The organism is Acuticoccus sediminis, assembly GCF_003258595.1.
Taxonomy (GTDB): Bacteria; Pseudomonadota; Alphaproteobacteria; order Rhizobiales; family Amorphaceae; genus Acuticoccus; species Acuticoccus sediminis.
Genome location: NZ_QHHQ01000008.1, coordinates 235109 through 251625, shown reverse-complemented (window position 1 = coordinate 251625; position 16517 = coordinate 235109). Strand labels below are relative to the sequence as shown.

General features: G+C 70.0%; 14 protein-coding genes. 5 read left to right on the top strand and 9 right to left on the bottom strand.

From position 1 onward, the window contains the following. The first annotated feature begins 414 nt into the window (after positions 1–414). Both DLJ53_RS28670 and DLJ53_RS28665 read left to right on the top strand, forming a co-directional pair. Positions 415–900 carry an Hsp20/alpha crystallin family protein gene (locus DLJ53_RS28670; RefSeq protein WP_146620127.1) on the top strand — a complete coding sequence of 162 codons (486 nt, stop codon included), beginning with the start codon at positions 415–417 and terminating at the stop codon, positions 898–900. A gap of 216 nt (positions 901–1116) precedes the next feature. Next, positions 1117–2193: an NAD(P)-dependent alcohol dehydrogenase gene (locus DLJ53_RS28665; protein WP_111351646.1), complete on the top strand. Its 1077-nt coding sequence runs from the start codon at positions 1117–1119 to the stop codon at positions 2191–2193. Positions 2194–2232: 39 nt separating this feature from the next. On the opposite strand, the gene DLJ53_RS28660 is transcribed toward DLJ53_RS28665, so the two are convergent. From DLJ53_RS28660 to DLJ53_RS28635, 6 genes are all read right to left on the bottom strand, one after another. Beyond that, positions 2233–3102, bottom strand: a complete 870-nt coding sequence (locus tag DLJ53_RS28660) for a universal stress protein (protein WP_111351645.1) — start codon at positions 3100–3102, stop codon at positions 2233–2235. A gap of 200 nt (positions 3103–3302) precedes the next feature. After that, positions 3303–4316, bottom strand: coding sequence for a L,D-transpeptidase (locus DLJ53_RS28655; RefSeq protein ID WP_111351716.1), 1014 nt, complete (start codon positions 4314–4316; stop codon positions 3303–3305). Positions 4317–4470: 154 nt separating this feature from the next. After that, the gene (locus DLJ53_RS28650) at positions 4471–6168 is read right to left on the bottom strand and encodes a bifunctional protein tyrosine phosphatase family protein/NAD(P)/FAD-dependent oxidoreductase (protein ID WP_111351644.1); all 1698 of its coding nucleotides are present in this window, start codon (positions 6166–6168) and stop codon (positions 4471–4473) included. 73 nt (positions 6169–6241) lie between these two features. Further along, on the bottom strand, positions 6242–7126 hold the full coding sequence (locus DLJ53_RS28645; RefSeq protein WP_111351643.1) for an MBL fold metallo-hydrolase: 885 nt from the start codon (positions 7124–7126) through the stop codon (positions 6242–6244). 69 nt (positions 7127–7195) lie between these two features. After that, positions 7196–7402 carry a YgaP family membrane protein gene (locus tag DLJ53_RS28640; RefSeq protein ID WP_111351715.1) on the bottom strand — a complete coding sequence of 69 codons (207 nt, stop codon included), beginning with the start codon at positions 7400–7402 and terminating at the stop codon, positions 7196–7198. Positions 7403–7489: 87 nt separating this feature from the next. Further along, on the bottom strand, positions 7490–8158 hold the full coding sequence (locus DLJ53_RS28635; RefSeq protein WP_111351642.1) for a Crp/Fnr family transcriptional regulator: 669 nt from the start codon (positions 8156–8158) through the stop codon (positions 7490–7492). Between the two features lie 378 nt (positions 8159–8536). Between DLJ53_RS28635 and DLJ53_RS28625 the strand changes: the two genes are divergently transcribed. Continuing rightward, positions 8537–9775, top strand: coding sequence for an MFS transporter (locus DLJ53_RS28625; protein ID WP_146620126.1), 1239 nt, complete (start codon positions 8537–8539; stop codon positions 9773–9775). Between the two features lie 339 nt (positions 9776–10114). Here the strand turns inward: DLJ53_RS28625 and DLJ53_RS28620 are convergent, their stop codons facing one another. Genes DLJ53_RS28620 through DLJ53_RS28610 form a run of 3 tightly spaced genes read right to left on the bottom strand, consistent with a single transcriptional unit; the run spans position 10115 to position 14554 of the window. Next, the gene (locus DLJ53_RS28620) at positions 10115–10777 is read right to left on the bottom strand and encodes a TetR/AcrR family transcriptional regulator (protein ID WP_111351639.1); all 663 of its coding nucleotides are present in this window, start codon (positions 10775–10777) and stop codon (positions 10115–10117) included. A 34-nt stretch (positions 10778–10811) separates the two neighbouring features. Next, on the bottom strand, positions 10812–12467 hold the full coding sequence (locus DLJ53_RS28615) for a hydantoinase B/oxoprolinase family protein (RefSeq protein WP_111351638.1): 1656 nt from the start codon (positions 12465–12467) through the stop codon (positions 10812–10814). Continuing rightward, positions 12464–14554, bottom strand: a complete 2091-nt coding sequence (locus DLJ53_RS28610) for a hydantoinase/oxoprolinase family protein (RefSeq protein ID WP_202913408.1) — start codon at positions 14552–14554, stop codon at positions 12464–12466. Before DLJ53_RS28610 ends, DLJ53_RS28615 begins: the two co-directional genes overlap by 4 nt. 243 nt (positions 14555–14797) lie before the next feature. On the opposite strand from DLJ53_RS28610, the gene DLJ53_RS28605 reads away from it, so the two are divergent. Next, positions 14798–15796 (top strand): TRAP transporter substrate-binding protein, encoded by a 999-nt coding sequence (locus DLJ53_RS28605; RefSeq protein ID WP_111351637.1) that lies wholly within the window; start codon positions 14798–14800, stop codon positions 15794–15796. Positions 15797–15946: 150 nt separating this feature from the next. Continuing rightward, positions 15947–16471: a TRAP transporter small permease subunit gene (locus DLJ53_RS28600; RefSeq protein WP_202913407.1), complete on the top strand. Its 525-nt coding sequence runs from the start codon at positions 15947–15949 to the stop codon at positions 16469–16471. The last annotated feature ends 46 nt before the right edge of the window (positions 16472–16517 follow it).

Genomic DNA, 16517 nt, shown 5'->3' with positions numbered 1-16517 from the left:
TCCGAGCAGCGCCGCGGAACGGGCCCAGAAGATTCGACGATCCCCATCACCGCGCCCGCCGTGCCGCGAGCCCGGAGCTGGTTGCGGGATCGACCGCATCCTGAACTTGCAGGTTGATCGATTGCAACACCGATTTGCGAAGAATCGTTCGGGGTGGAGACCGAAACGGCATCTCGGCGGCCCGGCGCGGGACAGGGTCGAAACTCACCTGCGCGGGCGGCATCGACGGAGCCCCGAAAACCCGCGCCCGGAAGGCGCCGGCTCCGGCCCGTTCCGCCCCGGAACCGGCGGGTCGGTTCCCTCTGCGGCGGCCCCCGCGGGATTTGATAATTCGCAAACACCGCCTCGGCGGCCCGCGTAGCCTCCGGCGCGAAGACGCACCAGGGCGGTGCGCCAATTCGAGGGCGACTTGCCATGAATCTCCCATTCCTGAAGAAGCATCCCGACATGGCTCCGGCTGACCCCAACCCGTTCGTGTCCCTCCAGCGCGAGGTCGAGCGGGTCTTCTCCGACTTCTCCCGGGGTTGGCCGACCGTTTCCTTCGACTGGCCCCATGCCGCGCTCCCGCGCATGGATATCGTCGAGAAGGACGGCTACATCATCATGACCGCCGAGCTTCCGGGCCTCGAAGAGAAAGACGTCGACATCGAGGTCAACCAGAACATCCTGACCATCAAGGGTGAGAAGAAGACCGAGCGCGAAGAAAAACAGGACAACAACTGCTACCTCTCGGAGCGGACGTTCGGATCGTTCGCCCGGGCGATCGAGCTTCCGGAGGGCGTGAAGGCCGACGACGTGAAGGCGTCGATGGCGAAGGGCGTCCTGACGATCACCGTTCCCAAGCCGACCGAGCCCCGCAAGCCCGAGGCGAAGAAGATCGCGATCCAGGCCCAGTCCTGAGGCCGAACGGGCGCGGGGACGCCCCGCGCCGCTGTCCATCGCGGCAGAGCGCGCCGGCGCGGGATCCCGCCGGCGCCGGGCGAGGCTCCGCCTGCGGTGCGGCACTTTCGCCCCGGCAACCCATAAGTTCCCCATTATTGACGACGCTCAAATCGCGCCCGGCCGGGAGCTGGTAGCGGTCGGGTTCCATGTGAACGGCACAAGGACCCATCGACCATGGCGCAGAAGATGAAAGCCGCGGTGTTCGTCGAACCCGGCCGCATCGTCCTCGACGAGAAGCCCCTGCCCGACGTCGGCCCGCTGGACGCTCTGGTGAAGGTCACGACCACGACGATCTGCGGCACGGACGTGCACATCCTGAAGGGCGAGTATCCTGTCGCGAGGGGCCTCACCATCGGCCACGAGCCGGTCGGCGTCATCGAGAAGCTCGGCTCGGCGGTTCAGGGCTACGCGGAGGGCCAGCGCGTCATCGCCGGGGCGATCACCCCGTCCGGCACGAGCTCGGCCTGCCTCTGCGGCTGCCACTCGCAGGACGGCGGGCCGACGGGACACGGCTTCAAGGCCCTCGGCGGCTGGCGCTTCGGCAACACAATCGACGGCGCTCAGGCCGAGTACATCCTCGTCCCCGACGCGATGGCCAACCTCGCCCCGATCCCCGACGGGCTCGACGACGAGCAGGTCCTGATGTGCCCCGACATCATGTCCACCGGCTTCTCCGGCGCGGAGTCCGGCGCGGTGAAGATCGGCGACACGGTGGCCGTGTTCGCCCAGGGGCCGATCGGCCTCTGCGCCACCGCCGGCGCGCGCCTGATGGGCGCGACGACGATCTTCGGCGTTGAGACCGTGCCGGCGCGCATGGACATCGCCCGCCGCATGGGCGCCGACCATATCGTCGACTTCCGCGCCGTCGACCCGGTGGAGGAGATCATGCGGCTGACCGACGGGCGCGGCGTCGACGTCGCGATCGAGGCGCTGGGCACGCAGGCGACCTTCGAGGCGGCGCTGCGGGTCATCCGCCCCGGCGGCACCCTCTCCTCCCTCGGCGTCTATTCGAGCGACCTGAGGCTGCCGCTCGACGCCTTCGCCGCTGGCCTCGGCGACCACACCATCCGCACCACGCTGTGCCCCGGCGGCAAGGAGCGCATGCGCCGGCTGATGTCGGTGATCGCCTCGGGCCGGCTCGACACGCGCCCGCTCGTCACCCACCGCTTCGCGCTCGACGACATCGAGGCGGCCTACGACCTCTTCTCGCACCAGCGGGACGGCGTCCTGAAGGTGGCGATCACGCCCTGATCGGCCCCGCCCGGCCGCCAGCCCCGGCGGCCGGTCCCGTCAGTGGCTCATCAGCAGCGGGAGCTCGCAGTTCCGCAGCATGTGCTGCGAGAATCCGCCGATGACCATCTCCCGGAAGACGCTGTGGCCGTAGGCGCCCATGACGAGTCCGGCGCACTTCAGCTCGCGGGCTCGGTCGAGGACGGCCTCGGCCGCCGACCGGTGCTCCATCTCGACGACCTCGAGCGACGCGTTGACGCCGTGCGCGTCCAGATAGACGAGCGCGGTCGTGTCGCCGCTGGTCGCGCCGGTGTGCCGGTGCCCCTCGGCCTTCAGCAACACGACGTCGCGCGCATGGCGCATCACCGGAATGGCGCCGACGAGCGCGCGCACCACCTGCGGCCCCCCGTTCCAGGCCACGGCCAGGCGCTCCCCGTCGAACTGCGGGGTGGCACCGTCGTCACGCGGCCGCACGATGAGGGCCGGCCGCCCGCTCGAGAACAGCGCCATCTCGGCGACACTGCTCTCCAGCCCGTCGCCCTGCGCCTTGCCCCCGAGGACCAAGAGATCGCAGAGCGACAGCTCCCGCAGCAGGTCCGCCGCGATGGTCGAGTGGACCGGGACGAACGAGGCGTGGGGCAAGGTCTTGCCCTCGCCGTCGAGCGGCAGGTCGAGCCGCTGGCACACCTCCTTGGCGCGGCTGTGCGCGTTCGCCTCCTGCTGGAACTGCTGGCGGTTGATCGCCTCGATCCAGGTGTCGTCGGACAGGAGATATCCGCCGCGTCCGCCACCGTAGACGAGAAACGGGAAGTGCGCATGGACGACGCGCAGGTGCGCGCTCCGCGCCTTGGCGATCGCGATCGCCGTCTCCAACGCCGCGACATCGGGATCCGTCCCGTCGAACAGACAGATGATGGACTTCAGCGCCATGGCGCGTCCTCCCTGAACTATTTTGTCTTGGTCGCTCCTTCCCATTTGAGCGCACATGCCGGCTGCGCCCATTGAGTTAAATCAACGCGGCGTCGACGCGAATGCAGGCGGCCACGCCGCGCCCGCACGGTCCGGGCGTTCCCTTGCATGGAAAGCACCGGAGACGCGATGACCCGTCCCGGCAGGGCGCTGCGGCCGTATCAGACCTCGGCGGAACGCATGATGACGAAGTCGCCCGAGCTCTGGGTGTGGTCGCCGGTCGGCAGGTCGGTGACGACGAGCGTCGAGCCGGGGCGCAGACCGCCCAGGATCTCGACCGCCTCGGCCCAGTTCTCGATCGTCACCCGCGACAGCGCCTCGCCGGCCGTGTCCCCGCCGTCGACCGCCTGGATCGGGTGGGTGAGCCACTGCGCCCCCGCTCCGTCCGGGTCGGCGGCCATCAGCTTGTAGACGTGGTTGCCGAGCGGGCGCTCCGGATCCTTGATGCGCACCGGCGACGACCAGACCTCGATGCCGTCCATGAACATCATTGCCGCCTTGTCGGCGCCCGAGATGAGGATCGAGACGACGTCGTGCGTCTGCGTGGTCGCGTCGACGGGGTGGTGGGACTTCTTCGCCGCGGCGACGATGGCCGCATTCGCCTCGGCCTCCGCCTCCGGCGGGAGCATCAGGCCGGCGTGGTAGACGGCCTCGGGTTCGCTCGCCTCGTCGGCGATGATCACGGGAATGCCGAGGTGCGTGATTCCGAAGATCAGCTCGGAGAACTGCTTCGGCAGGCGCACGCAGCCGTGCGAGGCCGGATAGCCGGGAAGGTTCCCCGCGTGCAGCGCGATACCGCCCCAGGTGAGGCGCTGCATGTTCGGCATCGGCGCGTTGTTGTAGGTCGAGGAGTGGTGGTCGCGGTCCTTCTGGAGGATCAGGAAGACCCCCGTCGGCGTGTCGTGCCCCGGCTTGCCGGTGGAGCAGGTGGAGACGCCGATCTCGATCCCGTTGCGGTAGACGTGGACGAGCTGCTCGCTCAGCGAGACGATGATGATGACCGGCCCCTCCGGCGACAGCTCCGGGTGCCAGACGAAGCTGCCGGGCGCCAGCGCGCCGCTGTCGATGTTCGCGCTGAGCGGCGCCTCCCTCGGCATCGGCACCTGTGCGATGACGGTCTCCGTCGCCGCCACGGTGGCGAGCAGTCCGGCCAGCGTCTGTCGTCGCGAAAGCATCAAGGCGTTCCCCCGGGTTTCCCGCTCCACATTACTGAGCGGGACCACCGGGAGAAGTCTTTCGCGCCGGGCCGTCAGGGTTTTCCGCCACCATGTGGAGGTATCGTTACAGGTTTTCCTGCAACGAGGTCCGAAAGCCGATCGCCGGGGCGCCCTACCCGGCGGTCTTCGGCGGCTGCGGCACCGCCTGGATCTTCTCGGGTTTGGCGAGCCACTCGCGCCCGCGCAGCATCGCCTTCCAGTAGATCGGCGGGAGCATCCGCTCCTTGAGGAGCCAGGCGAGACGGCTCGGTTTCGTCCCGTCGATGAGCCAGCGCGGGAAGCTCGGCTTCAGCGCGCCGCCGTAGCCGAACTCGGCCAGCACGATCTTGCCGCGCTCGACGGTGAGCGGACAGGAGCCGTACCCGTCGTACTGCGCCGCCGGCGAACGGGACTGGATGTCGGCGATGACGTTCTCCGCCACCACCGGCGCCTGCTTGCGCGCGGCGGCCGCCGTCTTGGCGTTCGGCGCGTTCATCACGTCGCCGAGCGACCAGATGTTGTCGTACGTCCTGTGGCGCAGCGTCGCCTGGTCGACGTCGACCCAGCCGGCGGCGTCGGCGAGCGGCGAGACGCGGATGAAGTCCGGCGCGGTCTGCGGCGGGCAGACGTGCAGGAAGTCGAAGTCCATCGTGACGGTCTTCGCCTCCGTCTCCGGTGCCTTCACCTCGAAGGTCGCCTGGCGCGCCGGCCCGTCGACCGCGACGAGGTTGTGGAAGAAGTCCAGCGACGCGTGATAGGCCGACACGTAGGTCATCAGCGCCGGCACATAGTCCTTCACGCCGAAGAGCACGCCGCCCGCGTTGCAAAAGTGGATGTCGATGTCGTCCAGAACGCCGCGCCGGTTCCAGGCGTCCGCGGAGAGATACATCGCCTTCTGCGGCGCGCCGGCGCATTTGATCGGCATCGGGGGCTGCGTGAAGATCGCCCGGCCACGCTGGAGCGACTGGACGAGCTGCCACGTGTAGGGGGCGAGATCGTACCGGTAGTTGGAGGTGACGCCGTTGCGCCCGAGCGTCTCCTCCAGCCCCTTCACCCTGCCCCAGTCGAGCTTCAGGCCCGGGCAGACCACGAGGCGCCCGTACTTCACCACCCGGCAGCCGTCGAGGATCACCGCGTCGTCCTTCGGCTCGAACGCGGCGACGGCGGCCTTGATCCACGTGACGCCGTCCGGGATCAGCGACCCCATGGTCCGCGCGGTGATCTGCGGCTCGAACACGCCGCCGCCGACCATCGTCCAGCCGGGCTGGTAGTAGTGGATGTCGGCCGGATCGATGACCGCGATCGAATGGCTCTCGCTGCGCGCCCTGAGGCTGGCGGCGACCGCGATCCCCGCCGCCCCCGCGCCGACGATGAGGATGTCGTAGCGCGCATCAGCCACGTCCGTCGGCGTGCGGCCGCCGTTGGCGATCCGGCGGGCGACGCCGTTCATGTCGTAGCCGGCGGCCTTCGCGGCGGCGAGGATCTGCGGCAGCGGCCGGCGCCCGGCCTGGCTCAGCGACCAGAGCGTCGCGGAGCGCGTGCCCGAGCGGCAGTAGGCGAGCACGGGGCCGGGAAGCTCGCCCAGCGCCAGGGCGAAGTCGTCCGCATCGCCATCGAGCACGATCCCCGAGGCGATCGGGAGATACCGCGTGGCGAGCCCCACGGCCTTCGCCGCGGCCTCGATCTCGTCGAACGTCGGCTGGTCGGCGCCCTCGCCGTCCGGCCGGTTGCAGATGATGGCCCGGAACCCGAGGCGCTTCAGCTCGGCAACGTCGGCCGCGGTGATCTGCGGGCTGACGCTGAGGCGGTCGTCGATCCGTCTTGGATCCATGGTGTCTCCTTCCCGCGTACTCTGGCGGGGACCGTGTCGGGCCCCTCGGCTGATGGACGGTGCTGGCGGTCCGTCAGAGCGTGTTGACAGGCACCTTCAGGAAGTGGCGCCCGCTCTCGTCCGCCGGCGGCAGCTCGCCGGCGCGCATGTTGACCTGCAGCGACGGAATGATGAGCCGCGGCATGTCGAGCTGCGCGTCGCGCGCGTTGCGCATCCGGATGAACTCGTCCCGCGTCCTGCCGCAGCCGACGTGGATGTTGTGCGCCTTCTCGTCCGCGACCGTGGTCTCCCAGCGGATGTCGCGCCCGTTGGGCCCGTAGTCGTGACACATGAAGAGCCGCGTCGCGTCCGGCAGGGACAGGACCTTCTGGATGGAATCGTAGAGCGTACCCGCGTCGCCGCCGGGAAAGTCGGCGCGGGCGGAGCCGCCGTCCGGCATGAACAACGTGTCGCCGACGAAGGCCGCGTCGCCCATCACGTGCGTCATGCAGGCGGGCGTATGACCCGGCGTATGGATCGCGAGGCACTCCATACCGCCGACCGTGTAGGTGTCGCCGTCGTCGAACAGGCGGTCGAACTGCGAGCCGTCGCGCTGGAACTCGGTGCCCTCGTTGAAGATCTTGCCGAAGGTGTCCTGCACGATGACGATGTTCTTGCCGATGCCGAGCTTACCGCCGAGCCGACCCTGGATGTACGGCGCGGCGGACAGGTGGTCGGCATGGACGTGCGTCTCGATCAGCCACTCCACCGCGAGGCCGTGCTCGCGGACGAACGCGATGATCCCGTCGGCGTGGCCGTAGGAGATGCGGCCGGCCGCGTAGTCGATGTCCATCACGCTGTCGACGACGGCGCACGCATTCGACGCCGGGTCCCTGACGACGTAGCTGATGGTGTTGGTCGCCGGGTCGAAGAAGCCGGTGACCTCCGGCCTGACCTCGGGGTGAGTGACGTAGCCCATGTCTCGCTCCCTAGTCCCGTTGCGGGGTTTCATGTCGCGGCGCCGCGACCGCCACGGCCGGAACCGTGCTCAGCGCGTCCGGCAGGTCCTGATGCCGAACGGCAGGTAGGCCGGGCAGAAGGCGGCGACGGCCGTCAGGACGAGGACGGTCCCGACGCCGAGGGCGACGTAGTGCGGCCATCCCGCCAGCAGCGGCGCCGCCGTGAATGCGGCGATCAGGAGTGCGATGCCCGCCACCGCGCGGATCAGCCGGTCGACCGGCCCGACGTTCTTCATGGTGCGACCCTCCATTTCGAGGCCCTTGAAGGCGCCTCGTGATCGCACGCGCGCGGGCGGCCGTCGGTGACTAAGTCACAGAGCGCGTCAGTCGGCGCCGGACTGGGATAGCCGCGCGAGGCCGGGCCGGTCGAGGATCCGCACCATGCCGCGCGACTGCTCGATCCACCCGCGCCGCTGGAACTCGGCGAGCGTGCGCGTGACGACCTCGCGCGCGGTGCCGAGCTCGAACGCCAGGGTCTGGTGCGTCGCGCGCACCAGACCGTCCTGCGCCAGCTCGAGGAGGCGCGCGGCGAGACGCACGTCCTTGCGCTGGAAGACGATGTGGTCGATCAGCGTGAAGAGGTCGGTGATCCGCCGCGAATACGCCCGGAAGACGAACTCGCGGAATTCGGCCGAGCGCGCCGCGAGGTCGTCGAACGTCCGCCGGGGGATCGCGACGGCGACGACGTCCGTCTCGGCGATCCCTTCCGCCGAGTACTCCTCGAAGGCGAGCATGCAGGCGGTCGTCAGGACGCACGTCTCGCCCGCGTGGACACGGTAGAGGAGGATCTCGCGGCCGTTCTCCGAGCGCTGCTGCACGCGCACCGTCCCCTCGATCAGGAGGAGGAGGTTGTCGACCGACTGGCCCGGGTGGAAGACCTCGGCGCCCGCGGGTGCGTGCATCACCCTGGCCCCCCGGACCAGGGTGTCGCGGAGGTCCGCCGGCAGCCGGTTGAGCTCGTCGAATCCGTCGATCCATGAGGCGTCGGCCATTCTCTCCCCTCCCCGATGCCGCGGGGCATGCCTGCCCTCTTCCTCGCCCCGCGAATTCGGTGGCTAACAGGATTTCCACCCGGCGACACCGATCCATCGCAAGGCGACGACAATCTTTCGCGCCGGCGCCCGGACGGCCGCGCGGCCCGCCTGCGGCGGCCGATGCGGTGCCAAAGCGCCACCCCGGCGCGGGGGGCGATGACCTTTTCGTCCGCATTGTCCGCATATTGTAACAAAGTCTGAACGGCACGTGGTACGGTGGGGTGCGACGGCGGGTTCCTTCCCGGCGAACGGCCCTATGTTCCGAAGGAATGGCACTCCGTCGCGGGGCGCCGGCCGCCCGTTCCGCTCACACACCGTCTACAAGGACCCCCGACCTTGGCGCTCCAACTCCCGTTGCGGTCCTCCGTTCTGGGTCGCCGGCCCCAGCTCGCGATCCTCCTCGTCCTCATCAGCCTCGTCATGGCCGGTAACGGCATCGTCGCTCCGGTCCTGCCCCTCTACGCGATGGAATTCGGTGTCGGCGGCGCCCTCGTCGGCATGCTGATCACGCTGTTCGGCGTCGGGCGCCTCATCGCCAACGTGCCGGCGGGCATCCTCTCCGAGAAGTTCGGACGTCGGCCCTTTCTCTCGGCGGGACCGGCGCTCATCGCCGTCGGCGCCGTCGGGGCGGCGATGTCGGACACCTTCGAGATGCTGCTCTTCTGGCGTCTGGTGCAAGGCATCGGGTCGGGCATCTACATGACGACATCCGCGGCGGTGCTGGTGCAGCTCTCGACGCCCGGCAAGCGCGGCTACGTGATGGCGCTCTACCAGGGCTTCCTGCTGCTGGGCGCGGGCGTCGGCCCAGCGCTCGGCGGCTTCCTGGCGGCGCGGTTCGGCAGCGCGGCGCCGTTCTGGGGCTACGCGGTCGTGGCGACCGCGGCCCTCGTGCTGGTGCTGACCGCCTTCCGGGAGCCGGCCGAGCCGGAGCCGAACGAGGCGGACGAGAGCGGCCCGCCGATCACCATGCGCGCCTTCCTGCGCAACCGGGCCTACGTCCTCCTGTGCGCGGTGACCTTCTGGATCTTCTTCACCCGCACGGCGGCGCAGTGGCTGGCGATCCCGCTGGTCGGCAATCAGCGCTTCGGCTTGTCGGTCGACCTGATCGGCCTCGCGCTGACGGCCTCGGCGGTGGCGAACGCTGCGATGCTGCCGCTCGTCGGCCCGGCGACGACGCGCTTCGGCGCGGTGACGGTGGCCGCGCTCTCGACGTCCGTGGTCGCGACCGCGCTCCTCATCGTCGCCTTCTCCGACCAGGACGTCTTCTACTGGACGGCGCTCGTGATGATGGGGATCGGCTCCGGCTTCAACGGCCCGTCCGTCGCCGCGGCGATCGCCGACATCACGCCGTCGAACCTCTTCGGACCGGCGATGGGGACGCAGCGGGCGATTGCGGACGCCGGCTTCGTCATCGGCCCGATCCTCGTCGGCCTGGTACACGACCTCACCACCTTCGGCTACTCCGGCGCGCTCGCCGGCAACGCGGTGATGCTGGCGATGTCGGGTATGCTCCTCTGGATCGGCGTCGGCGCGGCGCAGCGCTCGCGACGGACAAGGCACGAGGAAGCCGCCTGAGGCGCGGCATCCCGCCCGGCCGAGGCACTCCAAAAGGCGTCGCGGCCCCGCGACCAGCTCCCCGTTCACACCGCCCCCTCGTGCGGCGCCCACACAATCCGGGGCGGGAGCCTGATCGTCGGAGCCGCCGTCGCGCCCCCCGAAGGGCAGTGTCCGGGACCCGGTGCAAGGGGCCGGAGGCCGGCGAAGCCGCTTGCCCTTGCGCCGGGTCCCGGACGCTGCCAGGGGGAAAGCGCGACGGCGGCTCCGGCGGTCAGGCGGGACTGATCGTTGGTGGGTCCCGAGCCCGCCGGAGGCCCCGGCCTCCCCGCAGTGGGACGAGGCTCCCGGAACGGACCGCTAGGCCCCGGCCCGCGTGGCGGCGGAGGCGCGGCTCCAGGGCGGCAATGGCAGGCCGATGAGGACGCGGAAGTAGACCGGGAAGAGCTCGAGCCGCTCCTCCAGCGACTGCGCGATCTTCAACGAATAGTAGCCGATCTGGTGATAGTAGAGCGCGCGGGCCCGGACGTCCGCCTCCGGCGCCTCGTAGCCGAGGGCGCCGAAGAGCTCGACGAGGACGTCGAGCCGGCGGGTGTCGATGCCGCGCACGACGTCCTGGACGCGGTCGTCGGTGCGCGCCCAGTCGCGGATCACCGAATCGTACTCCGGCTCGAACGTGGGATCGAACAGCCATACCTCGCAGTAGCGCACGATCTGGTCGATCGGCTCGCCGGTGCCGACGACGCGCAGGAAGGGATCGCTCGTCTCGTCCGCCCAGTCGCGCAGGAGCGCGTCGAGGAGGTCGTCCCGGTCGGCGAAGTGCCAGTAGAAGCTGCCGCGGCTGACACCCAGCGCCTCCGCGAGGCGCCCCACCTTGACCGCACCGATCCCCTGGGCCGTGGCGGCGGCGCGGGCGGCGTCGATCCAGCTCTGGCGCGACAGGGGGCTCGCCGCGCCCGGACCGGCCGGGGCCCCCACCGAGCCCTCGGCGGCCCCGCTGCCACGGCCCCCGGCCTTCACCACGTCCGGGGTGCCTTCCCGGCCAACCGTCCGCTCCCTACCCGCCCGCGCCGCGCGCGCGCTCGCCGTAGGCGGCGACGGCGCCGTCGCGGGTCAGGAAGCCGTCGTCGATGTCCTTCTCGATGTCGGCGGTGCTGCGGCCCTCCGGCGGGCCGTAGCCGCCGCCGCCGGCTTGGCGCAGCGTCAGGCGGCTGCCCGGCGGCATCACGTGGCGCCCCTGCCCGACCACCTCCTGACCGTCGATCATGTGGCTGCGCTTCGCGCCGGGCAACCCGCCGAAGAGGCCCTCTGCGGCGAAGCGCGTGCGGTTGGCCATGGAGAAGAGCACCATGTCGTTGCCGGAGGCGTTGACGAGGACCACCGTCTGTCCTGCGCCGCCGCGGAAGGTCCCGGCGCCGCCGCTGTCCGGCAGGAGCGCCTTCTCCTCCACGAGCAGGCCGCTCAACGGCTCGAACACCTCGATCGGCGTGGTTCCCATGTTGGAGGAGCCGGGCGTGGTCTGCCGCCCGTCGAGGTCCTGCAGCGCGCCGAAGCCGCCGGAGACGAAGTAGTTCGCCGCCATCTCCCGCCCGTCCGCATGGCGGCCCTGGAAGGTCATGATGTCGATGAGGCCGCTCGCCGCCATCACCCGGTCGGGAACGATCCTGGCCATCGCGTCGAAGATCAGCGGCACCACGAAATGGCCGATGGTGTGCCGGCCCGCGGACGGTGCCGGCGGCACGGCGGCGAGGATGGAGCCCACCGGGGCGACCACCTCGATCAGCGCCGTCGCCCCGTCGTTGTTGGGGATCGACGGGGTGGTGATGCACTTGATCGCATAGAGCGCCATCGCCCGCGTGTAGGGGAACGGCACGTTGATGCCGGCGCCGACGCACGGCCCCGTCCCCTCGAAGTCGATGCGCAGGCGGTCGCCCTTCTTCACGACGCGGCACCTGAGGGTGCGGATCTCGTCATAGGCCTCGACGTCGGCCTCGCTCGTGTATTCGGCGTCCGGCATCCTGAGGAGCGCCTGGCGCACCGCGTTCTCAGACTGAGCGAGGATCTCGTCAGCGAGAGCGGCCAGGCTGTCGAGGCCGTACTCGTCCATGAACTCCAGCACCTGGCGCACGACGACGGCGGTGCAGGCGAGGTTGGCGTGGATGTCGCCGGCGACCTGCTCGGGGACGCGCACGTTGAGCTTGATGAGCTCCATGAGGTCGGCGTTCAGCTCTCCCTTCACCATCAGCTTGGTGATGGGGAGGCGCAGGCCCTCGTGGTAGATCTCGCGCGCCGACACCGAGAAGCCCATGCCGCCGATATCCGGCAGGTGGGTGATGGACATGGCGTACCCGGCGAGCGCCCCGTCGCGGAAGATCGGCCGCATCACCGCGAGGTCGTACATGTGGCCGGTGCCGATGGTCGGATCGTTGGAGATCACGACGTCGCCCGGGTCCAGCGTCTCGCCCGGGAACTTCGCCAGCATGTGCGACAGTGTGATCGGCGCGGTGCCGATGAAGACCGGGATGCACTTGGTCGACTGCGCGATCATCCGCGCGTCCGCGTCGAAGATCAGCACCGAGAGGTCGAAGCCCTCCCGCACCAGGGTGGAGAACGAGGTGCGGATCAGCGCGGTCGCGCCCTCGTCGGTGATCGAGACGAGCCTCTCCCACAAGATGGAGAGGTCGACGGCGTCGAAGCCCGCGGTATCGCTCATCGGCTGCCCTCCACGGCAATGGTTGCGACGACGCTGCCGGACGGGTGGACGACTGCGACGTCCCCGGCGTCGAGCAGGATCGTCGACTCGCGCTCCTCCACAAGGCAGGGGCCGGCGAGCCGTTCGCCCGGCGCGATCCGGTAGCGGTCGTAGACCGGGCAGTCGACGAGGCCGCCGGCCGCCGGGAAGTAGGCGCGGCGGGTGCCCTTCTTCGCCCCCTCGACCGAGCCGACACCGGTGTTGCCGGCGGAGACCGGAAGCTCCGGCCGGGGCCCGATCGCCTCGACCTTGAGGGAGGCGATCTCCAGCGGCTGGTCGAGCGTGGTGTCGAACGTCGCGCGGTAGGCGGTCGCAAAGAGGTCCGGCAGCGCCGCCGGGATATCGCCGGCCGCGCGGTCGCCGGGGACCGCCACTTCGATGTCGTAGCCCTGGCCGGCGTAGCGCATGTCGAGCCGGCGCTCGATGGTGATGTCGTCCGGCGAGAGCCCCGCCTCGATCAGGTAGGCCGTCGCCTCCGCCTCGATCTCGCGCAGGGTGGCGGTGAACGTCTCGGTGTCGATGGCACCGACGATGGCCCGGTAGGAGCGCACGATCTCGAACGAGGTGGCGCCGACGAGCATGCCGAACGCGGACATGACGCCCGCACCCGCCGGGAAGATGACCTGCGGAACCTTCAGCTTCCTGGCGATGCGCGCGGCGTGGATCGGCCCGCCGCCGCCCGACGCCACCATGGCCGAGCGGCGGTAGTCGAAGCCGCGCTCGGTGGCGTGCATCCGGAAGGCGCGGGAGATGTCCTCGTTGGCGATGTCGTGGATGCCCCAGGCGGCACGGATGGTCTCAAGGCCGAGCGGGGCGGTGCGGGCCGCGATCGCGTTCTCGGCCGCCGCGGCGTCGAGCGCCATCTGCCCGCCGAGGAAGAAGTCGGGGTCGAGGTAGCCGAGGGTCAGGTTCGCGTCGGTCAGGGTCGGGTCGGTGCCGCCGCGGCTGTAGCAGGCCGGCCCCGGCACGGCGCTCGCCGAGCGCGGCCCGACGCGCAGGAGGCCCAGTTCGTCCACCGAGACGATGCTCCCCCCGCCCGAACCGATCTCGGCCATGTCGATGACCGGGATCTGCAGCGTGAGGCCGCTGCCGCTCTTGTGCTTGTAGGTGTGCGCGGCCTCGAACGTGTAGGCCTTGAACGGCCGTCCGCCGCGGACGAGCGCGCCCTTGGCCGTGGTCCCGCCGAGGTCGAAGGCGAGGAGGTTGTCGACGTCCAGCACCTGGCCGATGCGGGCCGCCATGAGGACGCCGGCCGCCGGCCCCGACTCCAGCAGCCGCACCGGGTGCTGGCGCGCGGTCGAGAGCGTCATCAGCCCTCCGCCGGAGCCGATGATGGCGAGGTGCCCGGTGAAGCCGATCCGCTCCAGCCCTTCCTCGAGCCGCGCGAGGTACGCGTCGACCATCGGCTGGCCGTAGGCGTTGGCGCACGTCGTGGTCCACCGCTCGAACTCGCGGGCGTAGGGGAAGACGCCGGAGGAGGTGGAGATGTAGAGGTCCGGGTAGAGGTCGCGGGCGATCGCGGCGGAGCGCTCCTCGTGCGCCGGGTCGGCGTAGGCGTGGAGGTAGCAGATCGCGAGGGCGGTGATCCCCTCCTCCTCCACGAGATGGGTGACGGCGGCGGCGACGGCCTCCTCGTCGAGGGGGACATGGACCGTTCCGTCCGCCAGCATCCGCTCCGGGATCTCGACGCGCAGGCGCCTCTCCACCAGCGGATCCGCGAACCGCAGGCGCAGGTCGTAGAGGTCGTAGCGCACCTCCTTGCCGATATCGAAGGTGTCGCGAAAGCCCTTCGTGACGAGCATGCCCGCCCGGGCGCCGCGCCGCTCGATCAGGGCGTTGGTGACGAGGGTGGTGCCGTGGACGATCTCGGCGATGTCGGCGACGGCGATCTGTTCGGCGGCGGCGATCGCCTCGACGCCTTCGATCACCGCGCGGGCGGGATCGTCCGGCGTCGTCAGCCGCTTGTGGATGGCGGATCGCCCGCCCGCGCTCTCAACGAGGGCGAAATCCGTGAAAGTTCCGCCGATATCGACACCTAGCCGCAGCATCCATACACCACTGTCAGGAAAGTCGGCCCAAGGTAGCCTTGCCGGGCGAAACCGGTCAACGCACGGTTGGCCGCCTCGACGCCAAATCGTCAGCAATCGCCGTCCACTTCGCAGCCAGTTGCGTAAAGTTTGCGCAGGTAAAATTTCACCGCATTGACACTATCTCGGCCGCGACCATACGGTCCTGTATTGTGCATATCCGGGCGCCGACCGGCGGCCTCACCCAGCGCAAAAGGACACTCCATGGCGACACGGTTCCTGAAGACGGCAGCTCTCGTCGGGCTCGCAGTGGCGACGCTCGCCGCGCCGGCATCCGCGCAGGAGTACAGCTGGGACATGCCCAACACCTTCGGCCGCAATTCGTCCGACGGTGTCGCCGACGTCGTCTTCGGGGAACTCGTCACCGAGAAGACCGACGGCGCGGTGAAGATCACGCACCACTTCGACGGCTCGCTCGGCTACCGCGGCGTCGACCACCTCACCGCGGTGCAGGACGGCGCGGTCCAGCTCGCCCGCCACCCGATGTCCTACTACGGCGGCTACGACCCGATCTTCCTCCTGTCGACGCTACCGTTCCTGATCCAGACCGATTCCGACGTCACGACGATGCACGAGATCATCGCCCCCTACGTCGACATGGCGTTCGAGGACTACAACCAGGTGGTCGTCAGCTACGGCCTGTTCCCGCCGAGCGGGATCTGGAGCAAGAAGCCGATCAACTCCCTCGACGACCTCAAGGGGCTGAAAATCCGCGCCTTCGACCTCAACAGCCTGCAGACCTTCACCGGCGCCGGCGCCGCGGCCGTCAACATGAACTGGGGCGACGTGCTGCCGGCCCTGTCGACCGGCGCCATCGACGCGGTCGTCACCTCCGCCGACCTCGGCTTTGCATCCGGCATCTACGAGTATCTTCCCAATTTCACCGAGATCAACTGGGCGGTGCCGCTGTCGACCATCGCGATCAACAAGGACGTGTGGGACAGCCTGCCGGAGGAGATCCAGGCCGAGGTCATGGACGCCGGCGCGGAGACCACGAAGCGGACCTTCGACCGTCTCACCACCCAGGTCGCCGATAACTACGCCGGCATGCGCCAGGCGGGCGTCACCGTCGCGGAAGACGCGCCGGAGGACGTGATGGCGGCCCTCCGCGAGGCGGCGCAGCCGGTGCTGGACGACTGGCGCACCCGTGCCGGCGACAACGCCAAGGCGCTAGACGAATACCTCGCCGCGGTCGGCCGCTGACCCCCGGCCCGCGGGTGCGCGCCACGGACGCGCTCCGCGGCGCAGCCCGTCCACCGCACCGGAGCGAGATGTGAGCAGGACCGCGCCGCCCCACCTTGCCTGTGACCCGCGCCGTTCCGCCCGGCGCGGCCGGTCGCCCGGCGGGCGCCCGTGAAGGCCGTCGTCGACGTTCTGGACCGGATCGCCGGCGCCCTCGCGCTCGTCGCCGCGTGGTGCGCCGCGGCGATCATGGTCTTCATCACCGGCCACATCCTGACCGAGATCGTCCTGCGCTCCTTCTTCGGCACGTCGACGCAGGTGCTGGAGGAGTTCGTCGGCTACGGCCTCGGCGCGATGGTGTTCCTCGCGCTCGGCCACGCGCTGCGCCAGGGCAAGCTCGTGCGGGTCGACATCGTCCTCGGCAAGCTGCCGAGCCGCGCCCGCCGCGCGCTCGAGGTCGTGCTCTGCCTCGTGACGCTCGCGGTGATGGCGTTCGTGATGAAGTATTTCTGGATCAGCGTCAGCCGGAACTACCAGCGCGGCACGATCTCCATGACCACGGCGGCGACGCCGATGTGGATCCCCGAGGCGGTGATCTTCGCGGGCATGGGCATCTTCTGGCTGACCCTCGCCGTCTACGCGCTCCGTCTCCTCGTCGGCGGCGCCTTGATCGAAGAGAGCGGGATCAACGAATGAGCACGCCCGCCGGCCTCCGCGCCGGGCCCGGGCACGACGGGAGAGG